Source organism: bacterium (assembly GCA_030647555.1).
Classification (GTDB): Bacteria; Patescibacteriota; Andersenbacteria; order UBA10190; family CAIZMI01; genus CAIZMI01.
Genome location: JAUSJG010000007.1, coordinates 102,438 through 128,348, shown reverse-complemented (window position 1 = coordinate 128,348; position 25,911 = coordinate 102,438). Strand labels below are relative to the sequence as shown.

The following is a 25,911-nucleotide window of genomic DNA, read 5'->3' as shown; positions in this document are numbered from 1 at the left end:
GCGTTGAAACCACGCGAATGAGTGATTGCCCTGGGTAATTACATGGCAGTTTTCACCCATCGAATTATTAGACATGACTACCTCCTATTTAGTTTAGAAATAACACTCTGAGCCATCCAGAACCCAACTGCAGTAACGGAGAATTATATCTAATAAATATATTCTTGTCAATAGTGGCACTTTGGGATTAAAATCCTATTTATGAACGAACAAAAATACCTTCCCCGAGAGATCGAACCACGCGCCCAGGCTCTCTGGGAAAAATTGGGACTTTATCAGGCGATCGATGAAAAAACTGACTCATCAGAGTCATCCCCGACCGGGATCGGGGATCCAAAGAAAACCGATCCTGAAAAGGATTTGTATGTTCTGGACATGTTTCCATATCCTTCCGGCGAAGGACTGCATGTCGGCCATGTTGAAGGTTACACGGCAACGGATATTTATTCGCGCTACAAGCGCATGAAAGGTTTTAATGTTTTGCACCCGATGGGTTGGGACGCTTTTGGTCTACCGGCCGAAAATACCGCGATCAAATTAAAAACACATCCGCGAAAGTTGGTTGAAAAAAATGTGGCGCGTTTTAAGTCGCAGTTAAAGCGGATGGGTTTTTCGTACGATTGGTCGCGTGAAATCAACACCACCGATCCCGATTACTACAAATGGACGCAATGGATTTTTCTTAAGCTTTTCCATCTTGGTTTGGCCTACGAAGCGGTGGTGCCGATTAACTGGTGTCCCAGTTGCAAGACGGGTTTGGCCAATGAAGAAGTGGTTGGCGGTCGTTGCGAGCGCTGTCATACGGAAGTCATCAAAAAAGATATGCGTCAGTGGATGCTGAAAATTACCAAATATTCCGAACGATTACTAGAAGGGTTGGATGGTTTAGATTGGCCGGTTGGAATTAAAGAATTGCAGAGAAATTGGATTGGAAAAAGCTTTGGCGCACGTATTACGTTCAAGGGGCAGGGCAATGATGATATAGAAGTTTACACGACACGTATCGATACTATATTTTCCGGTACTTACGCTATTTTGGCGCCCGAGCATCCTTTTGTGGAACAAAATAAAACGCGAGTCGAAAACTGGGAGGAAGTGGAAAAATACCGTACGGCGACAAAAAGTGTGGCGGAAATTGAACGTACCGCAAAGGAACGCATCGCCACCGGCGTTCCTTTGAAGGGGATTACGGTAATCAACCCGGCAACTAATGAAACGATGCCTGTTTGGATCGCAGACTTTGTTTTGGCACATTACGGTACCGGCGCGGTTTTTGCCGATGCTCACGATCAACGCGATTTTGATTTAGCCAAAAAATATAGTATTCCATTAAAAGTTTCAATTCGACCCGAAGGTGTGGCGGACTTTTCCAAAATTGAAAAACTGAAAGAATGTTTTGAGGGAGAAGGCGTCTTAATTAATTCGGAATATTTTGATGGACTAACTTCTGTCGAGGCGCGACCGAAAATTATTGCTTGGCTGATGGAAAAAGGATTGGCGAAATCGGAAACAAACTACAAATTACGCGACTGGGTTTTTTCTCGACAAAGATACTGGGGCGAACCGATTCCAATTATTCATTGTGAAAAATGTGGCGTGCAACCGGTGCCCGAGGATCAACTACCGGTTATGCTTCCGGAAGTAGAGAATTACGAACCGACTGGCACGGGTGAGTCGCCATTAGCCGGAATTGAAAGTTGGGTAAATACTTCTTGTCCAAAATGTGGCGCGTCTGCCAAGCGCGAGACAAACACGATGCCACAGTGGGCGGGGTCTTGTTGGTATTTCCTGCGTTTTGCGGATCCAAAAGATCAAACACTTGGTTGGGATTGGCAAAAGATTGAGCGTTGGTTACCGGTAGATTTGTATGTTGGTGGGGCGGAACACGCTGTGTTGCATCTACTGTATTCTCGATTTTGGATAAAAGCGTTATACGACGGCGGTTATTTGCCCTTTGAAGAACCATTCAAGGCTCTAAGGAACCAAGGGATGATCCAGGGGCCGGACGGTCAAAAAATGAGCAAATCGCGGGGCAATGTAATTAATCCCGACGAGGTGGTTGATCAGTATGGCGCGGATGCGTTGCGATTGTTCGAAATGTTCTTGGGGCCGTTTGAACAAAATAAACCGTGGGATGATCACGCAATTAATGGTGTATCAAGGTTTTTGTATCGAATATGGCGCATTGGAGAGGGTTTGCAGGGGACAGGGGACAGGGGACAGGATTCTGACGCTACTGTTAAAAAAGCACTTTACAGATTGATAAAAAAAGTCGGCGACGATATTGAAAACTTAAAGTTTAACACGGCGATTTCATCTATGATGGAGTTTATAAATCTGATTGAAAAAGAGGGAATTGCAAAAGAAGATTTTGAAAAATTTATTTTTGTCTTGGCACCGTTTGCGCCCCACTTGGCGGAAGATTTGTGGCAAAACATGCAGACCAAACCGTATGAAAATAATCAGTCTGCAACGGTACAAGTTTGGCCCGAGTTTGACGTGTCACTCTTGCAAGACGAAACTATGAATATTGTAATTCAGGTGAACGGCAAGGTTCGTGGGGCGGTTGAAGTGGAAAAAAGTTTGTCTGATGATGAGGTTCAAAAAATTGCCGTCGAACAAGAAGTGATAAAAAAATGGTTGGAGGGGAAGGAAATTGGGAAGGTGATTGTAATTAAGGGGCGATTGGTAAATTTTGTAGTTAGGGACTAGAAACGGCATGGATCAATTTTGTAAAAATAATATGGGTGTAGTCATTGCGCCTGCCGGCCATAGCTTTAGCGACGGCCGGAGCCATCGACCATTGTTTGCAATGGGCGAGGCGCGACAATCTCAACGCGATGATTATTTTTACGGAGATTGCTTCGGTGCTGAAGCACCTCGCAAAGACGACTGATCATGTTTACTGCGCTTCAGCTTTTCATCTCCGATCTTCTTTCTGCTTCAAATTTTCAAACGCCTGTCGCATGGTTTGAGGGTTTTGTGCTTTTGTTGGGTGCATTAAGTCTTGGGTTGCTGGTCATGCCACGCAACATCGCACGCGGGGCCGTCCGTGCGCTCGCCGGCGTGCCTCTATTCTTTATTATTGGTGGCGCGTTGGCTGGCGCACTTTATTATCTTGGCATTGGGGTTTTTGTTTCGGGAAATATTCTTGTGATAATTGCGATTGGTTTATTTGTTTCAGCAATTATTACGGGTCGAATAAGGGATATATTAAAATGGCACGAAATAATTCTCTTATTGGGATTATTTTTGGTGAGTTATTTATTAATGTTTTTTGGGTGGAGTGAGATGAGTGATGGCACCATTCGGTCAATTTCTGGCTCTTGGGGTGACGGTGTTTTGCATACATTAAACGCCGAGGCATTTAAGATTAGACAAGGAGGAAATTTTGTAATGCCAGCCTTTGCCGGAGAAAATTTTCATGAACCGTTCGGTTATGATTTTGTTGCGGGGATATTGTTGAGGTTAGGTTTCACGATCGGTGGGGCGTTTACATTGCCGGCAGCTGCGCTTTTGGGTGCATTTATGGCAATAAGTGCCCGATTTACATCGTATATATTGAGTAATCGTTTTGGTGCAGAAATAAGTTATTGGCCAAAGCGTCTTGCTGGCGTAATGGCTATGCTGTTGGTTATGTTGGGGAGCGGTCTACAGTGGATTGTCATGCCATTGGTTGAGCGAATTTGGTCTTGGTCGGGGTTCTTTGGTGTGCATGATCCGGTGTGGGATAAGCGGGAGGCACTTGGTATTGCCTGGGCAAATCATTTGAATACATTAGTATCACAAAAGCATTTATTATTAGCTGCAGCGTTTTTGGCTGTATTAAGTTTTATTTTTTATTGGCTTCTTACGCAAACGGAACATATTAAAAAAAGAATAATTATAGTGACGTTAGTCTTGGCTTCCGGTTTGTTGCCTTTTTTTCATGCCCATGCCTTTATTGCGGTGGCGCTTTTGTGGTTTGTTTTTTGGGCCTTAAAGCCGAATCGTAAAATATTTATCCTTGGAGTAATTGTGGCGCTAATTGCTTTACCAATTTTTTTATCGTTCGGTGCCGCGGTATCGCGCTTGGGATTCACAACGTTTCATCTTGGTTATTTAGTTGATACCGGTATTGGACAATGGATCTTGTCTTGGATAGTTAATCTGGGGTTATTTCTTCCGATCACAATTTATTTAATTAGTAATAAAAAGTGGGGTAGGAATCGCTGGTTGATTGCTGTCCCGGTAATTGTTCTTTTTACGTTAGGAAATATTATTCAGTTTCAGCCGTATTTGTGGGACAACTATAAAATATTTCTATTTGCTTGGTTCTTATTTTTGCCATTCTTTGTAGCACAACTTTTTGCCTGGATAATACAGGCAAGACACAAGGTCTCTAAAATAGTAGTTATTGTTGCGGTGGCCGGTATTTTTATATCCATGGTCATAACAACAATTTCCGAAACAGCAACATACTTTAATTTTAGAAACAATTATCCGTTGTTTACATCGGAGGATCGTCTTGTTGCTAAAAATTTAGATGATGTTTTGCCGAAAAACGCCGTTGTGTTAGTGGCGACTGATAATTACCACAAAGACCCTGTAACATTAACGGGGCGCGATTTGGTTTTGGGTTATGGCGGTTGGATTTGGACGAGGGGGATGGATTTGGTGGGCAGACAAGCACAGATTAAACAAGTGTTGCAGTCGAGCGATTCAATAAGTCTTTGTCAGAACCTTCTTCGTTTAAAAGTGACTCACATTGTTGTTGATCAACCGACAGTTGCCTACTGGCAACCAATCAGTTCGGAGTTCGTGGTAAAGGCTTTTGGACTTGTTGGTGTCACTGATCAGGTAACAGTTTTGGAGACAGGGCAGTTTTGTGAATAGTGTTACGAATTTGAAATTAATAAGTTACGCGATTTTCAAATTTATATATTACAAATTGATTAAAAATTAGAAATTTCAAATTAAAAATTGAAGGTTTGAAACATTTCACAAAAACTGAATTTAACACTATTATGTTGATAGAGACAATCTTTACTAATAACCTTACGTAGTTACTATGCAAGCTGTTCTTCCTATAGCTGGAAAAAGTAGTCGGATGGCCAAAAGATATCAGGGTCCAAAACAATTATTGCCAATTTTGGGTAAACCGTTAGTAGAGCACATGCTTGAGTCTTTGCCGGAAGCAATTGACGAATTAGTGTTGGTGGTGGGTGGGCCTTATGAAAATGACATTCGTGCCTATTTTGGCAGTGAACATGATGGTCGTAAAATTTCCTATGTGCGCCAAGAGGCGCCACTTGGTTTGGGTCACGCGATCCAGCAGGCGAAGGATTTGGTGAAGGGTCGTTTTATTATTACCGCGCCAGACGATATCTATAATAAAGCGGATCTGGAAAAAATGATTGCCGAGCCCGATATGGCTGCGCTTACAATGAAGCGAGATGACTGGCAAAACTTTGGTGTTTTTGTTTTAGATGAGCAGGGTTACATCAAAAAAATGGTGGAAAAACCAAAAGAGTTTGTTTCGCCGTATGTTTCCGCTGGCGCCTGTTATATGCTTGATCAAGAATTCTTTGATGTGACCGTTCCACCATCGACGCGCGGAGAAATTGAATTGCCTGATATCGTTAATGCTTTGATTAACGAACGCGGACGCAAGTGTAAGGCGATTGAAACAAGTTTTTGGGTGGCCGTTAACGATCCTGATCAACTGGATTTGGCGAACGATATTATGAAAGCACGCACCGCTAATCAGGCGACAATTTAATTCATGCAAGCTGTTATTCTCGCGGGGGGCTTAGGAAAGCGTTTGCGTCCCATTACGGAAGAAGTGCCGAAACCGTTGGTGCCGGTTTGTGGAAAACCGGTTGTTGAATACACATTAAAAAATCTTCCGCCGGAAGTAACCGAGGTTGTTTTTGTGATTGGTTACAAAGGCGAGATGATTAAACAATTGTACGGAGATAATGCTTTTGGTAAGAAAATTTCCTATGTTGTGCAAGAGCAACAACTCGGAACCGGACACGCGGTGAAATGTGCGGCATCTGTAATTAACCGACCATTTCTGCTTTTGTATGGTGATGATATTTATGGCGCAACCGGTTTACAAAAACTGGTGCAACGCGAGTGGGCACTTTTGGCGCGACGTGTGGAACATCCGGAAAGATTTGGCGTGTTGAAATTAAATGAGGACGGAACGGTCAGCGATATGGTGGAAAAACCCAAAGAATTTATTTCCGATTTATCCTGGGTGGGTGCGGCAAAACTGCAGCCGGAATTTATGCAAATTGAAACACCTCGTTCGTCGCGCGGTGAATATGAAGCAACAGATATGGTGAATGTTTTAATAAAACAAGGAAAAAAGTTTTATCCGGAATTGACGGATTTGTGGTTGCCGGCGAATACACTGGAAGAAGTGGCGGAAGCAGAGAGATATTTGTCAGGGCGGTAGTTTCCTATAATACTCCTCTAAATTACTAACTATTCTTATATTTAGATTTGTATATGGTATTTGGTATATAGTATATGGAATTATTGACCATTGTTTTTTTGTTGAATATTTTCGATTTATATATTTGTGTAAAAAATAAATGTGGGCAATTCATGCCTGCCGGCCATAGCTTTCTTAACCCTCGAAGCTTTACTGCGTCACTCCGTAGCTTTATGCGGAGGGTGAGCGAAGTGGGTAGCGACGGCTGGAATTGCCCCTACAGCGTAAACGAATAAAAAAACCACCGTGGTGCGGTGGTGAGGGGGGGGGCTAACGTTTCAGTAATTGAATTTCATTGCCCTGGTGTTCAGCCAGTTTTAAACCTGAACCAGTCATTTGATTTATTCCGAAGATGAGGTCCCAGAGGCGATCCATGCTGTCGATGTTCGGAATCGATATCCATGCGCGGTGACCAGGCCAGTAGATTGTTTTATAGTTTGCGTCGCAAATTCGAATTTCATTTCCTGCTTTTTCCAGCTGGAAAATAGTTCCTGGACGCAAAACCTTCAAATAGAAATCAATGTCGGTCGAACATTCATCCTTGCTTAGGACACACTGGAGTTTGTCTTCTTTGAAGAGTCGAAATGCTTTAAGCAAAGCATTAATCATCTCTTGGGATCGTGATCCCTTTTTGATGAAGTCGACTGCTTGCGAGAAGAAGTCGGCGAGCGTTGCTATCCACCACTGGATAGTGAGATTGTTAGGCTTTTTTCCGGTTTGCGCGGACGTAGACATGGCGATGTCTCCCTGAAGTAGAAATGTGCATGACTGTGGTATGCGCACAGCCGTCACGTCAACATTGACGCAACAGGGCAGTGTTGCGTTTTGGGGTGGTTTTGTCAACCTGCTCCACCTCGTAGGTGGAGCAAAGATGATTTTGGGATTATAATAACTTTATGCGAAAAGATATTTTAGCAAATGGTGAAATTTATCATGTGATGAATAAAAGCATAGCGGGGTTTAGAATATTTCAAAAGGAGGGCGATTTTTTTCATATGAAAAATTTAATCAGGTATTACACATATGCCGGTGTTCGACAGAAATACTCTCAATTTTTACGTGATGTAAAAATTCACAAAGAAAATATTGAAGAAGAAATAAGCCGAGTGTTAGCGGATAAGGATAAATCCATTCAAGTCATTTGTTATGGCTTAATGCCGACACATTTTCATCTTGTCGTAAAACAATTGAAAGAGCACGGGATTGAAAAATATCTGTCTGATGTTTCTAATGCTTATGCTCGTTACTTTAATACAAAAATTGAACGAAAGGGGCCTCTTTGGGTAGGGCGTTTTCAGAGTGTTAATGTAAGCAACGATAATCATTTTTTGCATTTAACGCGCTATATCCACTTGAATCCGGTTAGCGCGGGATTAGTCAAGAAAGCATCCGATTGGCCATATTCTTCATTTTTAGAGTATGTAAAAAGCGATAGTGTGAAATTTCCAGTTTGCGATTATTCAGGGCTGATGCCGTTTTCGGGAAAACAATACGAAAAATTTACAAATGATCAAGCGAATTATCAAAAAGAGCTTGCACAAATTAAGGCTCTTTGTTTGGAATAAATTTATTGCCTTGCACCACCTACGAGGTGGAGCAAGGTTGCTCCACCTCGTAGGTGGTAAGCTGGTTAGTAATTATTTACCTCGTCCGACCGAATGATACAAGAAGCCTTTTTCTTCCATTACTTTCGGATCGAACATGTTGCGACCATCGATGATTAATGGCTGGTGCAGGGAAGCACGAACTTTTTCCAAATCGGCTTTTTTGAACTCGTCCCAATCGGTAATAATGACAAGCGCGTCGGCGTTGATTGTTGCGTCCATCGCGGATTTTACATACGTGATGTTTTCGTCACCGAGCACATTATGTGCTTTTTCCATTGCTTGTGGATCATAAGCTTTGATAATTGCACCTTCACTACGCAAGTGATTAATGACAGTTACAGCCGGCGCGCTACGCATATCGTCGGTGTTGGGTTTGAAGGAGAGACCCCAAATAGCGATTGTCTTTCCTTTAACAATCCAAAGCGCGGATTCGATTTTTTTGATAAAGCTCTGTTTGGCTTCTTCGTTTATTTTTTCAACAGCCTTGAGAATGCCAAAATCATAGTTGATTTCTTCGGCAATTTTCACAAACGCAGAAACGTCCTTGGGAAAACAACTGCCACCATAACCGACGCCGGCCTTTAAGAAGGCGGGCCCAATGCGTTTATCCAAACCCATTCCGTAAGTGACTTCTTCGACATTGGCATTAGTTAATTCGCAAATGGCGGCCAAAGCGTTGGCAAAAGAAATTTTTGTGGCCAAGAAAGAGTTCGACGCATGTTTAATTAATTCCGCTGAATTAATATCGGTGGCGATAAACGGCGCTTTGATTGGCGCATAAATTTCACGCATAATTTTTTCCGCGCGTTCATTCTCGGTACCGATAACGATACGATCCGGGTTTAAGAAATCATAAATGGCCGTCCCTTCACGTAAGAACTCCGGGTTACTTACCACATCGAATTCAATGCCGTGCGGGTTGTAGGAACGAAGCGTTTCTAAAACTTTTTCGCCGGTTTGGACGGGCACGGTGCTTTTGTCGACAACAACTTTGTACTCTGTGGAAACTTCGGCAATTTGGCGTGCGGCATATGCAACGAAAGACAAGTCCGCTTTTCCGTCCGGTCGTGGCGGGGTATTAACGGCAATGAAAATTACGTCGGTGTTTTTTATCGCGCTCTGCAAATCGGTTGTAAATTCCAAACGTTTCGCTTTGATATTTTTGGCGATTAATTCTTCAATTCCCGGTTCAAAAATCGGACTGATTCCTTTTTTAAGTTTTGCCACTTTATCCTCGTGCCGGTCAACGCAAATAACGTGATGGCCGATTTCGGCCAAACAAGCACCGGACACTAATCCAACATAACCCGTCCCGATGATGGAGATGCGCTTTTTCTTTGTCTTAGGTTCTTTTGCGACGCGTTTTGTAGAATTTTTAGGCATACCCAGTATATCAACTTCCAATTTGAACGAACGCGGTTCGTTCAAAACTGGCGGAAGATAAGGTTAAGAAGTTCAATTTGTGCATATTTATTCATTCAAGAGTTAGGAATTAATCCAGTAATTGGAAGTTGTATTACTGGGCATACGGGAAGTGTAGGGAAAAAAGGCGGGCGTGACAACCAGTACCGATCACGGAGCGGAGCAAGGTTGCTCCGCTCCGTGATCGGACAAAGGTTCGTCGTTCTCGATTTGAGAGTCATGATATACAATTCAAACATGAACGAACAAGCACCGCGGTTTAATCCGGAACCGGAACAATTGCCAGAAGCTGAATCAGGACAGGCAAAATCGGAATCAATCGAAAAAGTTGAAATGCCCGCTGATTTTGTCGAACCGGAAGGGAAACCAGGTAAATGGGGCGAAATAGTTGAAAATAAAGATCTTGGCATCAGGTACCGCGAAAAAGTGATTGAATTGCCAAAACATCGCCAAGAAGAAACGGGAGTAAAGAGAATTCGCAGAAGAGAGATGTTACCGCCGTTTCCGGAGGGGTTTCTTGTTCCAGCAGGCGAAACAAAAGAAGAGATCTATCAAATTAATAAAGAGGGAGAAGCGCTTCAAGAAAAAGTTCCTTTCTTTTCAGCAGTTTCAAAATTTGATGATGTATATTCATTTCTAACCGATGGTGAATATCCAAACGACAGTGCTTGGATTCATGCTTTGGAAATTGGCTTAATTACCACGCGAGCATCTAAGGGGGATGGTCCCGCTAGAAGAGTAAGGAAATTTATTGATGAAGGAATGTATTTTCAAGAAATTTTTCCCAGGCGAACAGAGGATGTTAATGATAGTGTTTTGCGTTTTTATAAAAACTCTGATGATGGTGTTGAAGAAATTTATAAAACTGGTGGCGAACGGTCTCGGGCCGCCGATTTATCAGGAGAGTTTCCTGGGGATTTAATTGCACGATCTGAAATTTGGTGTACAACTCGAAATCTGTGGATGGGGAGCGGGTTCAGAACACCTGTGTTTGTATTCAGCAATAGAAGTGAAAATTTGAACGAATATATTGATTCCGTAATGAGTAATCCTGACACAAGAAAGATGGCTGAAGATCCCTATGAAGAAAAAAATGAAATAGATTTGCTTAGACCAGGAACTGATGAGTATGAAAAAAAATTACAAATACTGAAGCCTTATTTGCTTGGAATTAACCCCGATGCAAACTATGAACAAAACCTTAAAGAAAACAATGTATTAATCCCTAAAACTTATTTGGCAGGTGGCACAAAGACTCTGCGATTATTAAGGGAAGGGACTCCATTAATAAAAAATCTTGAACCCAAAATTCCCCTTATACGGCATCCCGATATCAAGCCTCTTCGCTGGTGCCATGCGGAGCTAGCTTTGGTTCCGACCAAAAGAAGTTTGAACATTTTATTTTTCGAAACGGAGTAAAGCAACGCAACGCGAGGGCAATTCGTGAATTGCCCCTACAGCGTTGAAATTAATAGTGATATAAGCTAACCTATTTCAAGGGCCGGAGTGGCGGAATGGTTTACGCGCACGACTCAAAATCGTGTGACCTTACGGTCATGTGGGTTCGACTCCCTCCTCCGGTACTTATATATAAAAGTCCCCATTTGGGGACTTTTATATATAATCAACTTGTGTGGGAGTCGAAGGGTTACATAAACAACTAAACTGCTTTAGTTGTTTATGTAACCCCGGCTTTTTCGCCGAAAATTTCCTTCGAGCAAAGCGAGCGGAAATTTTGGGTGAAAAAGGACTCCCTCCTCCGGTACAAATTTGGAAACTAGAAACTGGATATTGTTGACGCGGGCGGACGGGGACGTCCGCCCCTACGATATCGCGGTTCAGTATTCATAAATCATCATTCATCATTCAAAATCTGGGTTCATTGAATGAAAAATAACCGCATGTTTCCTATTCTTTCTCGTAGATATACAATGAGAGCATCACATGATCATCTCAATCGTCAATCAAAAGGGTGGAGTGGGGAAAACGACCACGGCTGTTAATCTTGGGGCAGGTTTGGCTAGGGCGGGGCATCCTACTTTGCTTGTTGATCTTGATCCACAAGGGAATGCTTCATCGGGGGTGGGAATTGCGGACGAGCAACGTTTGCCGGGTACATATGAATTATTACGTGGAGAAGTGTCGCACGAATCCGCGATCAGACAAACGGCGCAAGAAAATTATCACGTTATGCCAGCCACGGCTGATCTGGCCGGTGCTTCCGTAGAATTGATGAATGTCGACAATCGCGAGTTTCGTCTTAAAGAAATTTTGGCACCGCTTAAAGAACATTATTCATATATCATTGTCGACGCACCGCCGTCTTTGGGAGTTTTAACAATGAACGCACTCTGTGCCGCCGAGAAAGTTTTGATCCCCGTCCAGTGCGAATATTACGCCTTGGAAGGATTGGGGCAGTTGTTGCAAACAATCGGATTGGTAAAAGAACATTTGCATCCGGATTTGGAAGTGCTTGGGGCGGTGTTAACACTTTTTGATCGGCGCGTAAAAGTGGCGCACGATGTAATTAAAGAAGTGCGTGAACATTTTCCCGGGAAAGTTTTTGATACCGTCATTCCTCGAAATATCCGCTTAGCAGAAGCGCCATCTTATGGTAAAAATATATTTGAGTATGATGATGCTTCACAAGGCGCGCAAACCTATCAAGCTTTTGCGGAAGAAGTACATAACACTATAAACGTTTTAATTAATCAACAAACACCACAAACATGAAACCAGGAGGATTAGGGAGAGGATTATCCGCGTTAATTCCAAGTCGGCGCGAAGAGGGTGTCACGCAAACGCAGACCGCTTATATGCCGTTTACAAAAACGGAAGAAGCGACAGGCAATCGCGTGATGATGGTTGGGGTAGAAAAAATTGATCGCAATCCGGAGCAACCTCGTCAGGATTTTGCCGAGGCGGATTTGCAGGATCTGGCGCAATCGATTCGTGAACACGGTATTTTGCAACCATTGCTTGTTACCAAGACGGGCGATCGATTCACGCTAATTGCCGGTGAACGAAGATTAAGAGCGGCGAAACGAGCGGATCTTAAAGAAGTGCCGTGTTTGGTGCATGTTCCCGTTACTGATCGGGAACAATTGGAATTGGCGATCATTGAAAATGTTCAGCGCGAAGATTTGAGTGTTTTGGAACAAGCCATTGCCTACAAAAAATTGCACGAAGAATTTAATATGACGCACGGAGAAATCGCTCAAGCTGTTGGAAAAGAGCGTCCTTCGATTACAAATATTATTCGTATTTTGGATTTACCGGATGAAATGCAGAAAGCATTAAAGGAAGGCAAAATGAATTTTGGACAAGCACGAACGCTTTTAGCCGTTACGGAACCGGAAAAACAAAAAGAGGCGTTTCAAAAAATATTAGAAGGCAAACTTAGCACTAAAGCTTTTGAACGTTTTCAACAAAAAACAAACGTGCAATCGCATCAGCGCGTGACGCAAAAAGATCCCCAATTGGCTGTGCATGAAGAAGAAATGGGGCGTGTGTTGGGTACACGCGTGCGCATTAAAAAAATCGGCGAGTCTGGTGGAAACGTGATCATTGAATTTTACAGTGATGAAGAATTGTCGGGGATTATCGAAAAAATAAACCGAGAAGGATAAGGTTGATTAGTGTTTGAAAAATATATCGCGAATTGACTGGGTGTACTAATTAAGAATAGGCTGACAATAGGGTTGTTTTTGATAGTTCTCTTCCATTCTAGAAATAGGAGGAAACAATATGAGTTATTTAAACGATAGTGGGTGCTTTAAGTGGGCTGACCGCTTGTGTCGTACGCGTTTTCGGAATGAAACCGACATTGGTTATGCGGTGATGCGTCTTTTGTCTAAAGGAGAAAGAGGTGAACAGTCTTTGGTTCTTGGGCACATCATGGCGGAGTATCGGAAGTATCCAAGAAAATTAAAACCCAAAAAATACGACAAGATGTCGCGCGAAGTTTGGGAATCTCACATGCAAAATTCGTTACCTCTTTATCGAGACCTTGTGGGTCTGCTGATGTGCGGAAGTATTCCGAAGGATATTGTTGCCGATTATCTCCTTTTTCGACTTAAAGACTTGGAAATTGAAAAACGCACAGTGTTGCTGGGTAATTTGCTGGTCTGGATTACTCCTTATGAATATGTTCCTGAAGAAGTATATTTGTTCGGTGAATCTGGAAAAGCGAAGAAGGATCCGTGTTTGTCCGACCATCTTCCTACAGTTCTTCGTCAGGTGGAAAAGGTTTCCTTTCGTGAGGGATTATCGCCGAAGGAGTTTTGGCGTGTTGTCCTTCGGCTAATCGGGGGCTTAAGTGAGGAAAATGCTGCATTAGCGCTGATGCATATCAACACAGATGTCCTTGACGATGATGATGATCGACGGGGTGAGTATCCGTTGAGGGATGAAGATGATGTTTCGGAATCATATGCTCTGGAAGTGGAAGGGAACGCGCAAGATCCGCTACTGATGTTTTATGGTGCAAGGGAGTGGCGCGCGATTCGTTCCTGGTTTAATGATCACAGACGTTTCCATTATCAATAGAAAGTAGCAACCTTCACTTCCCAGGGAGTCGGAGGTTTTTTTGTTTTTCTCATCAGAGAAAAACAATCCCCCGTAGCTCCGCCCGCTGGCGGAGCGAAGGGGGCCGCCCATCGGGGCGAGCCTCGCCTGAAGGCGGGATGTTTTCAATATTTATTCCTCTTCGCTCTTCGCTTCGTAATCCTTGGAAAAACCGCACTCTTTACCGGAACAAACCGCGGTATTGTTTTTTCCGAAGATGAGGAGACTTTGGCAGGTCGGGCATTTTTCACCGGTTGGTTTGCTCCACAAAACAAAATCGCATTCCGGATATTTATTGCAACCATAGAAATATTTTCCGCGTTTGGATTTTCGTTCCACAATTTCCCCGACGTTGCACTTCGGACAAATTCCGCCGACTTTCTTTTCGATCCGTTCGGTGTGTTTGCATTCAGGATAACCGGCGCAACCCAAGAACGCGCCAAAGCGTCCGCGTTTGAGCACTAAATCCTTGTTACAATCGGGGCAGATTTTTCCAGTCGGCGCCGTTTCCATCTCTGATTTTTCTTGTTCACTGCTTGGCGCGGTATATTTGCAATCGGGGTAACCGGAGCAACCGTAAAATTTACCATTGCGCCCAAGCCGTAAGATTACCGGTTTTCCGCAATCGGGGCACTTTAGATCGGTTTTTTCGGTGGTGATGTCGTCTTTATTGAGCGTTTTGGCTTTTTCTTTGAGGTTTTTCTTGAAAGGAGTGTAGAAAGCTTTTAAGATCGGCACCATCTCTTTTTTGCCATCCGCGATTTGGTCGAGGTCTTCTTCCATGCGGGCCGTAAACTGAATATCAACGATTTCGGGGAAATGTTCTACTAAAACATCGTTTACTACTTTTCCAATATCCGTTGGACGGAACCTTTTGTCTTCTAAACTTTTTTCCACGTAACCGCGTTTTTGAACCGTGTCGATGGTTGGCGCATATGTGGAAGGACGACCAATACCGGCTTCTTCCAATGCTTTAACCAGACTGGCTTCCGAATACCTAGCGGGCGGTTGGGTAAAATGTTGTAAAGTATTCAGTACTAATAATTCCAACGTCTCATTTTTTGCGAGCGAAGGAAGAATTACTTCTTTGGTTTTATCGATCCCCCAAATTTGCAGAAAACCCGCGAAAGCAACCGATGAACCGGTGGCGCGAAAATAATATTTGCTTGCTTTGATGTCGACGGTCATGGCTTTAAATTTGGCATTGGCGGTCTGGCAGGCGACTGTTCGGCGCCAAATTAATTCATAAAGGCGCGCCATGTCGCGTTCCACGTGTTGCGCGACAAATTCCGGTTTCAAATTAACATCGGTGGGACGAATGGCTTCGTGGGCTTCTTGGGCACCGCGCGATTTATTTTTGTAGAAGCGCGGTTCGGCCGGTAAATAATCCGTGCCAAAATCTTTTTGAATTAGTTCACGAATTTTGGTTAATGCTTCATTCGCTAAATTTAAGGAGTCGGTACGCATATAGGTGATTAAACCGGTGGCACCTTCTTCGCCTAGTTCAATACCTTCGTAAAGACGTTGGGCGAGCATCATTGTTTTTTTGGTGGAAAAACCAAGACGGTTGGACGCGGCTTGTTGCAGTGTGCTGGTGGTAAAAGGAGGAAGGGGACTGCGATTGACTTGTTTTTCTTCAATGTTGTCTATCAACCAAACGGCGCCTTCCAGGGTTTTCTTAATTTGTTCCGCTTCCGCGCCGGATTTAATCGCTAGTTTGTCCAGCACTTGCTCATCAACCGCGCGCAGTTTTGCCAAAAATTCGCCATTTTTTGCTTTTAGGTTTGCTTCCACCGACCAAAATTCATCAGCCTTGAATGCTTCAATTTCCCGTTCGCGTTCGACAATTAAGCGCACCGCCACCGATTGCACGCGCCCAGCCGAAAGCCCGCGTCGAATTTTATTCCAAAGAAGCGGTGATAATTCATAACCGACTAAACGGTCTAAAATACGGCGCGCTTGTTGGGCGTCTACCAGTTGTAAATTGAGTTTGCGCGGATTTTCAATGGCGTGCTGAATGGCCGACTTGGTAATTTCGTCGAACGTAATGCGTTCCGCCGTTTTTTCATTTACCTTTAATATCTTTGCCAAATGCCAGGCAATGGCTTCTCCTTCGCGGTCTTCATCAGTGGCGAAGTAGACTTTCTCGGCTTTGGCAACGCTTTGTGTCAGTTCGGCGACGGTTTTTTTGGCTTTTGGCGGTACTACATAAACCGGCTCAAAATTATTTTCCACGTCCACGCCGATTTTACTTTTTGGCAAATCACGCACATGACCAAAGGATGCTTTTACCACATAACCCTTACCAAGGTATTTGGCGATCGTTTTTGCTTTAGCGGGGGACTCGACGATAACTAGTTTCATGATACGTGAATTATGAATGATGATTTATGATTGATGAATTTCGCGCGACCTTCTTATTAATCCCGTGATGAGTTTATGGGCGGTAATGCTTTGTTTAAACGCGTTCTGAAAAGAATCTTCATTTAACAAATTTGTGTCCCTGGAAGCTATTAGTTGATTTTGCAATTCCGATAATGAACCTTTGGCAATCGAGTAAAATTGGATTTTTTCAGGATAAGTTTGCCTGCCAAATCCTTCCGCGATATTTGATGTTATCGAAATTGCCGCTCGTCTCATTTGGCTAATTAAGCCATACATTTCATCTTTAGGAAATGTTTTTGTTAATTGGTATGTGAGCAAGACAAGTTTGTGGGATTCTTTCCATGCGTTAAGGTCTGTAAAAACTGTAATTTTGGTATTTTTTTCATTATTCATAAATCATCATTCATCAATCATTATTCAAATTCTGGTGTAGTTTTTATTGCCGATATCTTTGACTAAACCTTCAATTTCCAAAAGAGTTAAAATAGAACCTACCACTTGAGACGGGAGTGTACTGGCTTTTACGATCTCGTCAATAGCGAGCGGATTTGTAGAAAGGACAGTTAAGACTTTTTCTTGGTCATTTTGCGGTTGATTGGAAGTGGTTCTTGCGACAATATTTGAAACGGCATCGATGTCTTTGTGGGAGATTTGTCTCGCGGCTTTTGAGGGAGATATTCCGCCAAATAAAGAGAACAGTTCCAACGCGTCCATAATTTGTTCGGCACTACTCACAGGTGTCGCACCATCGCGGATCAGTTCGTTGGTTCCTTGGGACATTTCCGAAGTAATGGGGCCGGGAACGGCGAAAACTTCACGATTTTGTTCAAGGCCCAAGCGGGCGGTGATTAGGGCACCGCTTTGTAGCCCTGCTTCCACGACAACAATCGCGCGAGAAAGACCGGAGACAATGCGGTTACGTTGTGGGAAAAAATAGGGTTGCCCCGGTGTGCCGGGTGGATATTCACTGATTACCGCGCCATCATTATTAATAATGTCTTTTGCTAACTGGCGGTGGGCGCGTGGATAAAGAGTCATTTCGTCGCAACCGTTGCCCATGACGGCCCAAGTGGTGCCATTGCTTTGTAGTGTGGCCTGGTGGGCTTCGGCATCGATGCCATAAGCTAACCCGGAAATAATGACGACGCCTTTGGCGGCAAGCGGACGCACCAACATGTTTGTAACGGTTTTTCCGTAGGGTGTGGCTTTGCGACTGCCCACAAAAGCAATGTTCAAACTGTTTTGGTGAAGTTTACCGCGAACATAAAGACCAAGCGGTGGATCGAATATATCAAGAAGTGATTTTGGAAATTTAGGGGAAGTGTCGGGAATAAACTCTATGCCTAAATGGTAAAGGCGCTCCAGTGCTTTTTCCGGTTGATAATTTTTTCGGTGAGCATTAAATAATTGTCGTTGTTCCGCAGTCCAGCCGTATTGTTCCAACGCTTCGTCGGGTACTGCCCAAGCCTGTTCAATACTGCCAGCGTATTTAATGAGGGCGTGTAATTTTGACGCGTTGATATTTGGTCGGAAGGCTGCGAGGGCTTGGAGGATAGAGAGTTCGTTGGCAACATCGTCATTCCTGCCGAAGCAGGAATCCGTTTTCTGGTCGTTGCTGATTCCTGCTTCAGTAGGAATGACAGGCGATTGAATTGTTGTTTCCGTTTCTGTGTTTATTTCTGCCATTACCTACATATTATTCTCGCAAACGGTACTATTGACAAATCTCCAATTTGGGGGTACGATTTTCCGTTGTTCTGTGGGAAAACTGAATAAATATAACAGGAGAAAATCCAATGTATGATGGGTTTGAAATTGATCGTGATCGCGACAATACGTGGCTTCTCGGTCACGCCGCCCAATTGTTGGCGAGCCAGTCCTCTAAACCAGCGGAACTGGCCTCTTGCACAAGTTGGCTTACGGATGCGATCCTTGAAACGAGCAGCCAAGACCTAAGGAGGCAATATGGGGCTGCGCGAAGCAGGTTGTTTCGCGAACTTGATAAGCGGAACAAGGAATGGGCCGATCTCATTTTCGTCGATTGCGGTAAATACCTGGCCGAGGCTGAAGATGGACATGCCAGTGTTATTGCCAATCCGGGCGCACGAAATGCGTTCGATCGAGCGGGAGAAAGGTTGCTTTGGACAAGTCGAGGCTTAGGATTGCTTCAGACGAAAAAGTATCTCATTCCGTTTGTTAAGCCGCGAAATGATGAACTTGTGGCTTTGAAAGAGCGGCTCGCGGAACTGACACGGAAACATGACGAACTTCGTGTGCAGGTCATTTCTGCGGTTAACAGCAAGGCTCAAGCCGAGAGAACAGCCAAAGAAGCCGTCGAGAGGGAAATCGTGGAAGCCGAGGTTCGTGCTAAGGAGGATGCACGACGGTTTCGAGAGGAGTCTCTCGCGGTGTGTCGGGTACGAATGGAAGCTGGTGATCTTGCTGGGGCCAAACTTCTGCTTGAGGGTATTGAGCCCATCAAAAGAAAAATGGTCCGGAAATCGGTCGGATATGGTTACACTTTCATTCCGGATGATCCCGAGCTGGCCGTTTTGGACGAGCGGCTGATCGAGCTGTTTATCGTCGAAGCGATAAGACTGAAAGGCCTCGTCGATGAGTCTGTTGGATGGAAAGATTTCACTGGCGCGACACAGTACATCAGTGCGCTCGAGAGTCTTGATGCGCGAGCAATCACAAAAGTGTTCGGCGGGCCGGAGCAGGTGGCGATGCTGAAACAGCGCTGCCACAAGCAACTTCAAGGGGTGCGCAAAAGCCCCCGCGAAATCCGCCAGATCAAGTAGCGGCGACGTTACCAGTTTCAAGCTCTTTAGTAGCCGTACGACCAGGTAGTCGTACGGTTTTTTTATTGTTTTTCGTAAAAAACAATAATCCCCCATAGCTCATCAGGGCGACGGGGGATGATTTCGTGCTCGACAAAATATAATATATATAAAAATGCCAAAATATAGTATGTGCTCAATAAATCCATATACTATATACCAAATACTGTATACAAATCTAAATACCGAAATAGAAAGGAAATTAGAGGACAATTATAGGAATCTACCCCCTACACTCTACACCCTCTTCTTCGCCTTCCCCGTCAGGCGTTCTTTTTCGCGCGCTTCAGTTATTAGATGCAATGTGTGTTCGATTTTTGTCATGTAATCCGCGCCTAGTTCGGTGACGGGAATGGACATTGATGCGCCGGTGAAAGTCCAACGTGGATTGTCGGCAATCGCGGTGTAGGCGATAGTTGGCGTGAGGCCGTCTTGTAAAGTTAACGTAACGCGTAAATCTTTTTTCGCGGTCATATCGCGTTTGCTCGCCATCGGATTGGTTGAGGCGACGATTCCGTTTACGTTCGCCACAGCAGCCAGTAGTTTCAGTTTAAGAATTTGGAAAAAATTAACGCCCGATTCCGGAAGTGGACCGAATTGTTCCTCTATCGCATGTCGTGTGGCGACAAGGTCTTTCATAGAACGGATTGATCCGGTTCGGGTATAAGCTTGTAGTCTTTCCGCCGTGTTGGGAATGTATTCTTCCGGTAAATAGGCTTTGATTGGCAAGTCGATTTGTACATCGGTAATAATTTGTTCAGCAGCGCCCTTGCGCAGGCGTTCCACTTCTTCATTTAACAGTTCACCAAAAAGATGCACACCGACGGCGCGAATTGTGCCGTGCTGTTCTTTTCCGAGAAGATTTCCCGCGCCGCGAATTTCCAAGTCACGCAACGCGAGCGTCCACCCGCTTCCTAATTCTACGGCTTCAAGCAATGCGGTTAAACGCTTGCGGGCTTCAAACGGTAAACGGCCCTGGTGGTATAAGAAATAGGCGAAGGCTTGTTTGTTACCTCGACCAACGCGTCCGCGTAATTGATATAAATCAGATAAGCCAAAAGACGGGGAATCAAAAACAACCAAGGTGTTGACGTTCGGCAAATCGATCCCATTTTGAATAATTGTGGAGCAAACCAAAATGTCCGCTTTTTTGGTATCGAATAATTCCATCACTTGCATCAGTTTTTGTTCATGCATTTGACCGTGGCCGACCACCACGCGCGCCTTCGGCATAATTTTTCTAATTCGTTCCGCCGCCGCTTCAATGGTTTCGACGCGATTCCATAAAACGTAAGCTTGACCACCGCGCTCAAGTTCGGTTTGTAGCGCCTTTTTTACCAGCTCATCGTTTTCTCGCGTTACTTTTGTAATCACCGGTTGACGTCCTCCCGGAGGCGTGGCAATTACCGATAAAGAACGCAGGCCCGAAAGCGCCATGTTCAGTGTGCGTGGAATGGGAGTAGCGGAAAGCGAAAGTACATCCACACTGGCCCGCATTCTGCGCAAACTTTCTTTTTGTTCGACGCCGAATTTTTGTTCTTCGTCGATAATCATTAAGCCCAGGGCTTTGAATTTTACATCCTCCGATAATAGACGGTGGGTACCGATGACGATATCCACTTCTCCCGTGGCCAATTTGCGAACCACTTCGTCTTGTTCGGCCGTAGTTTGAAAGCGAGAAATAATGGCACAGCGAGAATTGAACGGTTTGAGACGTTCTTGGAAGGTGTCGAAATGTTGTTGCGCTAAAAGCGTTGTGGGGGAAAGTACGGCCACTTGGCGACCGAAGTTTACCGCCTTGAAAGCGGCGCGAATGGCCACTTCCGTTTTTCCAAATCCCACGTCGCCACAAACCAGCCGATCCATTGGTTGGGCGCGTTCCATATCTTTGGTTACTTCGCGAATGGCGGTTTCTTGGTCGTGTGTTTCGTCGTAGGGGAAAGAATCGGCCAGGGCGCGTTCTGCGGTAGTTTCCGGGGGAAAAGCAGTGCCGGATTGTGTTTCGCGCGCGGCATAAAGCTGAAGCAATTCTTTGGCCAATTCCGCCGTTTCTTGGCGGATTTCTTTGGTGGTTGATTCCCATTCGCTTCCGCCAAGGCGATGAATGACGGGATTGGCGGCACCGATGTAAGCGGTGACTTTGTAGGACATTTCCACAGGAACAAAAAGTTTGTCGGAGGCGGCATATTCCAAAACCAAGTAATCGCGGGCCGAGTCGCGTAATTCTTTTCTTTCAATTCCGCGGAAACGCGCGATGCCGTGATCGCGATGTACAACATAACTGCCCGCGGAAAAGCGTCTTGAGTAGGCCATCCCGCTATCCCAAGAAAGGGGATCTTCTTCCGCCGATTCGCCGATATCGGCATCGGTGAAGACGGCGATTGCGTCTTCTGTGGCAATAAACCCTCTGGCGTCCGCCGCTGTTTCGGCGGGAATAATTTGCAGTTTTTCGTCTTGCGGTAATGCTGTTTTTGTGGCTTCGGGGCGCGCCGTCAAAACGATTACTTTATTTTTATTGAGTGTTTCGGAAACAAGCAGTTTGAATTTTTCCATATCGCCACCGCACGCCGATGGTTCACGAATTGCGGAGATGGCGGAAAATGGTTGCAACAACATATCCGGTTTTGGTGTTGTTCCCGTTAGGGCCCCTTCTTCGGCAATAATGTAGGCAGTCTCGATTATTTTTTGGAAACTTACCGGTAGTGACGGTGGCAGTGCCAATGGAAAGATATTTCTTGTTCGGCCATCCGTTTGGGCGATGCGTTCAAATAATTTTTTTGTATCGGTACCGTTTTGATTGCGTGGCGCCAGTGATTTAATGTGGTCAATTTCATTTCCCAAAAATTCGATGCGCATTGGCGTGTCGGAGTGAAAGGGAAAAATATCCACAATACCGCCGTGATGAGAAAAAGTGGCGGGTTCCTCGGAGAGGCGTTCTTCGCTGTAACCAAAATTAATTAATTTTTCGATGAGAATAGTTGGAGAGAGGGTTTGTTTTTCTTTGAGTTGCAGGGCACCCAGGTCGGAAGATAGTTTGGGTGAGGGTTGTTGCAGTTCTTTTTGCGTGGCGAGGATTAAGCGCGGGTGATTATTTTTTAATGCGGTAATGGCCTGCCAATAGGCTCTTAGGCGTGGCGTTGGGATGTCACCCGATCTTTCTTGTGGCAAAAGAACCGGTAAAATTGTCAGCGGATAGTTGGAGGCGTATTCGGTATCGCCGATTTTTATTTGTTTCCAAAAAGCGATGGAACGAGAAATTCCGGGTAAGGTGATTGTCGATCTTTCTACGAGTACCACAACAATTGGCCTACCCGATTTGGAAATCGGAAGACCTGCTAAAAATAGGGGAAGGATGCTCTCTGGAAGAGTCGGCGCTTCGATTTGTTTATCATTTTCGACGGCGCTCCAAAGGTCCTGTAATACAGAGATTCGCGGGATATTCATTCCCGATAGTTATGTGAATGCATTATATATGATACGTGATATTATGCAAATTTTGTATGGAATTGTAATTATTTTATTACAAAACTTTTTAAACCCCAATGACCAAACTCCAAATCCCAACAAATTTCCAAAAATCCAAATGACTAAAACATTTACTGTTTTGGACTTACTTTTTATGGGTTGACAAAATGCCGGTATTTTTTACGTCAACGTGTAAAAAGAGTAAGATGTTTTTATGAGTGAAAATCCCGGCTTTCTTAAAGAAAAATTCGATCTCGGCAACAGTGACGAGGTGGAATCGACTGCCGACCGTACCGAAAAGCGCACGGATGAAAAACTGTCGCAAAAACCGGAAATCCGCATCCAAAACTATTTGGACCGTTTCAAGGAGATAATTGAACGCGAGGATCCTGATAACCGCGAAAGAGGCATGCAAGCTTTAAAGACCGTGCTTCATAAAAAATTTGTCATTAAAAAAGAGGATATTCCCGAAGTCTATTTTGAGAACCAACGTCGTCTTGTGCGTGAACGGGGTCATGGCGACGTTGAAATTACCCCGGAAATACGCCAACAGCACGCCGAGGTTATTATTGCCGATCAACAAAGTACACTGGACAACTGGGTAGACTATCTATCCTCAAAGGACGCCACCTATCCCGACTGGCTCAAATATTACGCTTTCCGCAGTGTTCTCGCACTTGGCGACTACGACAAAAAACACACCAATTCACAAAGCGATCCAAAGGAACGGTAAAACCGTTTCCCGATCTTAATCGTGAAGCACTGGCTTATGTTTTGGACGCAATCGAAAAGAAACGGAATAAAGAGCCAAACACTTATGAGGGGGAAGATAAAGAAAAATTTCAACAACTTCTTCAATCCGAAAACTTCGGCAAGCTTTACGCTTGGGCGATTGAAAAAGTCACCCCTGCTCAATAAGAGCAGTTGATAAATACTCAAGGGAAATGGGTTAAATACGATCAAGGAACCGATCATATCCCACTAGTAGAGTCATTGCAGGGTCATGGGACGGGTTGGTGTACGGCCGGGGAATCTACCGCCGAAGCACAACTCAAGACCGGCGATTTTTACGTTTATTATTCCAATGACCAAGACGGCAACTCGCGCATTCCCAGAGTTGCCATTCGTATGCAAGAAGGAAGTATCGCCGAAGTGCGCGGTATTGCTGTGGAGCAAAATCTTGATCAATATGTTGGTGATGTTGTTAAGGATAAACTGAAAGAGTTTCCCGATGGTGCGCAATACGAAAAGAAAAATTCAGATATGAGAAAACTAACGGATATTGCGAAAAAATTTGTTGATATTTCTAATATAAAAAATAAAATTGCCGAAATTGAGCAAACAAGAGAATGGTATAAGGATTCTTTTTTGTATCTGGAGATGGAAAAGCTTAATGAAGAATTTTATCTCATGTTTTTGGAAAATTCCGCGGTTAGATTATCTAAAGAGGAGTTAGTTTTTCTGTATGAGTTGGATAGTCCAATCGAAGGTTTTGGTTATCAACGGGACCCCAGAATTGAAGAGTTACGAAGCCAACGGAACATTGATGAAGATATGCCGATTGTTTTTGAGTGTGCAAACGCCCAAATTGCCAGAACACAAGCAGAAATAAACGAAAACACGAAAGCGTATGTTGGAAAATTGGAACCCGGTATTTTTGATAAGATCCAACAATATAATATTGAACACATTTATACCACTTTTCCAGAAGGAAGAATAAGAAGAACAAGCGTAGAAATTGGCGGCAAAACAAAAGATCAATTGAAGCAAGAATCAGAGCAAGCAATCGTTAACATCAGCGCCTACACCAAAAGCATGCTGGATAACAAAGATTTTACCACGCAAGAATCAATGGAAAAAATAAATCTCATTCGTCTTACCGTCAAGGATTTGGGTTTTAAAAGTGGTGCAACCACAGAAGAAATTTATCAGCGTGCGTTTGAGCTTGGTTTAGAACGCTGTCCTGCGGAAGTTGGTCCAAATTATCGTTTACAGTATCTCGATCAACCAATGAATGAACGGTTATACATTGGTATGAAACAGATTACTGACTCCGTTGGCGACCCGGGCGTCTTCGGCCTTGAACGGAATGAAGACGGCTTATGGCTGAACGGCCCTTGGTCGGAGCCGGCGAGAGGGTGGGATCCGAACGAATCGTTTGTTTGGATCATACGCAATAGTCTTGGAGTAAACTAATGTAAGCGAAAAAATTTCACATTTCCAAAAACACCAAAAGACTTAATTTGCCTATGGTGCTGAAATTGATTGTGACACACCAAAACCATCTCAAGCCCGTGTTTATTGGCTAACACTGGCAGATTTATAGTATTTCCAACACAAAACTACAGCTTCAGCTTTACTGCAAGCTCTAATTTTGTATTGGGAAGGCTATTTGTCCATTACTCATGTTGATTTTGCCATAATTGGGTCTAACTACTAATTGCTCCAAGACTATTGCGTATGATCCGTTTGTTTTCCGCCTTCGCAATCCTTCACGTTAGGGTGTAGCCGGAAAGCAAGTTTGAAACTTTGACAAAATTTTTAGATTAATTCTACCGCTCGCTGAAAAATACTATCCAGTTTTTTTGTTTCGTCTGTATTAAATTTCTGCAACACAAAAATATCGGTGGTCATTGGTTCCGGGACTGGGCCGATGCCTATTCTTAGGCGCCAAAAGTTGGATGTTCCCAGACAGTCAATGATTGATTGTACGCCTTTGTGTCCGGCGGAAGAGATTTCTTTTTGCAACTTCAATTCTTCGAAATTAAAATCTTTGTCGTCATGTAAAACCAATAACTGTTCCGGTTGCAGGTGTTCTTTTTCCATGAGATAGGCGACACTTTGGCCGGATTCGTTCATAAAGGTGTGCGGGAAGACGAGGGTACAGGGGACAGGGTAGAGGGTAGAGGTTGCCGACGCGTTTGCGACGCGTTCGCGGCCTGTCCCCTGTCCCCTGTCCCCTGTACCCTTCGACAGCATCGCATTCGAGTATTTGTCGTGTTTGAATTCGGGGAAATTCCACTGGTTCTGCAGATACGTTAACATCATTGCGCCCGCATTGTGACGCGTCTGCTCATATTCGGTTCCCGGATTTCCTAAACCGACGATTATTTTTATGTCGTCCAGATTAAACTCGGACATA

20 protein-coding genes and 1 tRNA gene are annotated in these 25,911 nt (G+C 44.1%); 14 read left to right on the top strand and 7 right to left on the bottom strand.

The window, feature by feature from the left end:
- The first annotated feature begins 201 nt into the window (after positions 1–201).
- The 4 genes from leuS to Q7S57_01850 all read left to right on the top strand — a co-directional run bounded on the left by leuS (position 202) and on the right by Q7S57_01850 (position 6,445).
- Positions 202–2,712, top strand: coding sequence for a leucine--tRNA ligase (gene leuS, locus Q7S57_01865; GenBank protein MDO8511992.1), 2,511 nt, complete (start codon positions 202–204; stop codon positions 2,710–2,712).
- Positions 2,713–2,898: 186 nt separating this feature from the next.
- Entirely contained in the window at positions 2,899–4,875 is a 1,977-nt protein-coding gene (locus Q7S57_01860; protein ID MDO8511991.1) for a hypothetical protein, read from the top strand.
- A gap of 175 nt (positions 4,876–5,050) precedes the next feature.
- On the top strand, positions 5,051–5,761 hold the full coding sequence (locus Q7S57_01855; protein MDO8511990.1) for a nucleotidyltransferase family protein: 711 nt from the start codon (positions 5,051–5,053) through the stop codon (positions 5,759–5,761).
- Positions 5,762–5,764: 3 nt separating this feature from the next.
- A complete protein-coding gene (locus tag Q7S57_01850) occupies positions 5,765–6,445 on the top strand; it encodes a nucleotidyltransferase family protein (protein MDO8511989.1) in 681 nt (226 codons plus the stop codon).
- A 309-nt stretch (positions 6,446–6,754) separates the two neighbouring features.
- On the opposite strand, the gene Q7S57_01845 is transcribed toward Q7S57_01850, so the two are convergent.
- Complete coding sequence (locus tag Q7S57_01845; protein ID MDO8511988.1) at positions 6,755–7,327, bottom strand: hypothetical protein; 573 nt, start codon at positions 7,325–7,327, stop codon at positions 6,755–6,757.
- A gap of 53 nt (positions 7,328–7,380) precedes the next feature.
- Between Q7S57_01845 and Q7S57_01840 the strand changes: the two genes are divergently transcribed.
- Positions 7,381–8,049 (top strand): transposase, encoded by a 669-nt coding sequence (locus tag Q7S57_01840; GenBank protein ID MDO8511987.1) that lies wholly within the window; start codon positions 7,381–7,383, stop codon positions 8,047–8,049.
- 72 nt (positions 8,050–8,121) lie between these two features.
- Here Q7S57_01840 and Q7S57_01835 read toward each other — a convergent pair whose 3' ends face one another.
- Positions 8,122–9,474, bottom strand: a complete 1,353-nt coding sequence (locus tag Q7S57_01835) for a UDP-glucose/GDP-mannose dehydrogenase family protein (GenBank protein ID MDO8511986.1) — start codon at positions 9,472–9,474, stop codon at positions 8,122–8,124.
- A gap of 276 nt (positions 9,475–9,750) precedes the next feature.
- Here Q7S57_01835 and Q7S57_01830 point away from each other — a divergent pair, with 276 nt between their 5' ends.
- The 5 genes from Q7S57_01830 to Q7S57_01810 all read left to right on the top strand — a co-directional run bounded on the left by Q7S57_01830 (position 9,751) and on the right by Q7S57_01810 (position 14,061).
- A complete protein-coding gene (locus Q7S57_01830; GenBank protein ID MDO8511985.1) occupies positions 9,751–10,932 on the top strand; it encodes a hypothetical protein in 1,182 nt (393 codons plus the stop codon).
- An 81-nt stretch (positions 10,933–11,013) separates the two neighbouring features.
- Positions 11,014–11,096, top strand: a tRNA-Leu gene (locus Q7S57_01825).
- 361 nt (positions 11,097–11,457) lie between these two features.
- On the top strand, positions 11,458–12,246 hold the full coding sequence (locus Q7S57_01820) for an AAA family ATPase (protein ID MDO8511984.1): 789 nt from the start codon (positions 11,458–11,460) through the stop codon (positions 12,244–12,246).
- Positions 12,243–13,142, top strand: a complete 900-nt coding sequence (locus tag Q7S57_01815) for a ParB/RepB/Spo0J family partition protein (GenBank protein MDO8511983.1) — start codon at positions 12,243–12,245, stop codon at positions 13,140–13,142. The genes Q7S57_01820 and Q7S57_01815 overlap by 4 nt, the downstream gene beginning before the upstream one ends.
- Before the next feature lie 118 nt (positions 13,143–13,260).
- Positions 13,261–14,061, top strand: a complete 801-nt coding sequence (locus tag Q7S57_01810) for a hypothetical protein (GenBank protein ID MDO8511982.1) — start codon at positions 13,261–13,263, stop codon at positions 14,059–14,061.
- Between the two features lie 150 nt (positions 14,062–14,211).
- On the opposite strand, the gene topA is transcribed toward Q7S57_01810, so the two are convergent.
- From topA to dprA, 3 genes are read right to left on the bottom strand one after another with little or no spacing between them, the layout of a single operon-like run.
- The gene (gene topA, locus Q7S57_01805; protein MDO8511981.1) at positions 14,212–16,443 is read right to left on the bottom strand and encodes a type I DNA topoisomerase; all 2,232 of its coding nucleotides are present in this window, start codon (positions 16,441–16,443) and stop codon (positions 14,212–14,214) included.
- A 24-nt stretch (positions 16,444–16,467) separates the two neighbouring features.
- Positions 16,468–16,857 carry a four helix bundle protein gene (locus tag Q7S57_01800; protein MDO8511980.1) on the bottom strand — a complete coding sequence of 130 codons (390 nt, stop codon included), beginning with the start codon at positions 16,855–16,857 and terminating at the stop codon, positions 16,468–16,470.
- A 24-nt stretch (positions 16,858–16,881) separates the two neighbouring features.
- Positions 16,882–18,150, bottom strand: coding sequence for a DNA-processing protein DprA (gene dprA, locus Q7S57_01795; protein MDO8511979.1), 1,269 nt, complete (start codon positions 18,148–18,150; stop codon positions 16,882–16,884).
- A gap of 110 nt (positions 18,151–18,260) precedes the next feature.
- Between dprA and Q7S57_01790 the strand changes: the two genes are divergently transcribed.
- Positions 18,261–19,265: a hypothetical protein gene (locus Q7S57_01790; protein MDO8511978.1), complete on the top strand. Its 1,005-nt coding sequence runs from the start codon at positions 18,261–18,263 to the stop codon at positions 19,263–19,265.
- 276 nt (positions 19,266–19,541) lie between these two features.
- Here the strand turns inward: Q7S57_01790 and mfd are convergent, their stop codons facing one another.
- Positions 19,542–22,748 carry a transcription-repair coupling factor gene (mfd, locus tag Q7S57_01785; protein MDO8511977.1) on the bottom strand — a complete coding sequence of 1,069 codons (3,207 nt, stop codon included), beginning with the start codon at positions 22,746–22,748 and terminating at the stop codon, positions 19,542–19,544.
- A 235-nt stretch (positions 22,749–22,983) separates the two neighbouring features.
- Between mfd and Q7S57_01780 the strand changes: the two genes are divergently transcribed.
- Genes Q7S57_01780 through Q7S57_01770 form a run of 3 tightly spaced genes read left to right on the top strand, consistent with a single transcriptional unit; the run spans position 22,984 to position 24,965 of the window.
- Positions 22,984–23,502, top strand: a complete 519-nt coding sequence (locus Q7S57_01780) for a hypothetical protein (GenBank protein MDO8511976.1) — start codon at positions 22,984–22,986, stop codon at positions 23,500–23,502.
- Between the two features lie 41 nt (positions 23,503–23,543).
- A complete protein-coding gene (locus tag Q7S57_01775; protein MDO8511975.1) occupies positions 23,544–23,687 on the top strand; it encodes a hypothetical protein in 144 nt (47 codons plus the stop codon).
- A 6-nt stretch (positions 23,688–23,693) separates the two neighbouring features.
- Entirely contained in the window at positions 23,694–24,965 is a 1,272-nt protein-coding gene (locus Q7S57_01770) for a hypothetical protein (protein ID MDO8511974.1), read from the top strand.
- 345 nt (positions 24,966–25,310) lie between these two features.
- Here Q7S57_01770 and pth read toward each other — a convergent pair whose 3' ends face one another.
- A complete protein-coding gene (pth, locus tag Q7S57_01765) occupies positions 25,311–25,910 on the bottom strand; it encodes an aminoacyl-tRNA hydrolase (protein MDO8511973.1) in 600 nt (199 codons plus the stop codon).
- Position 25,911: the final 1 nt, after the last annotated feature.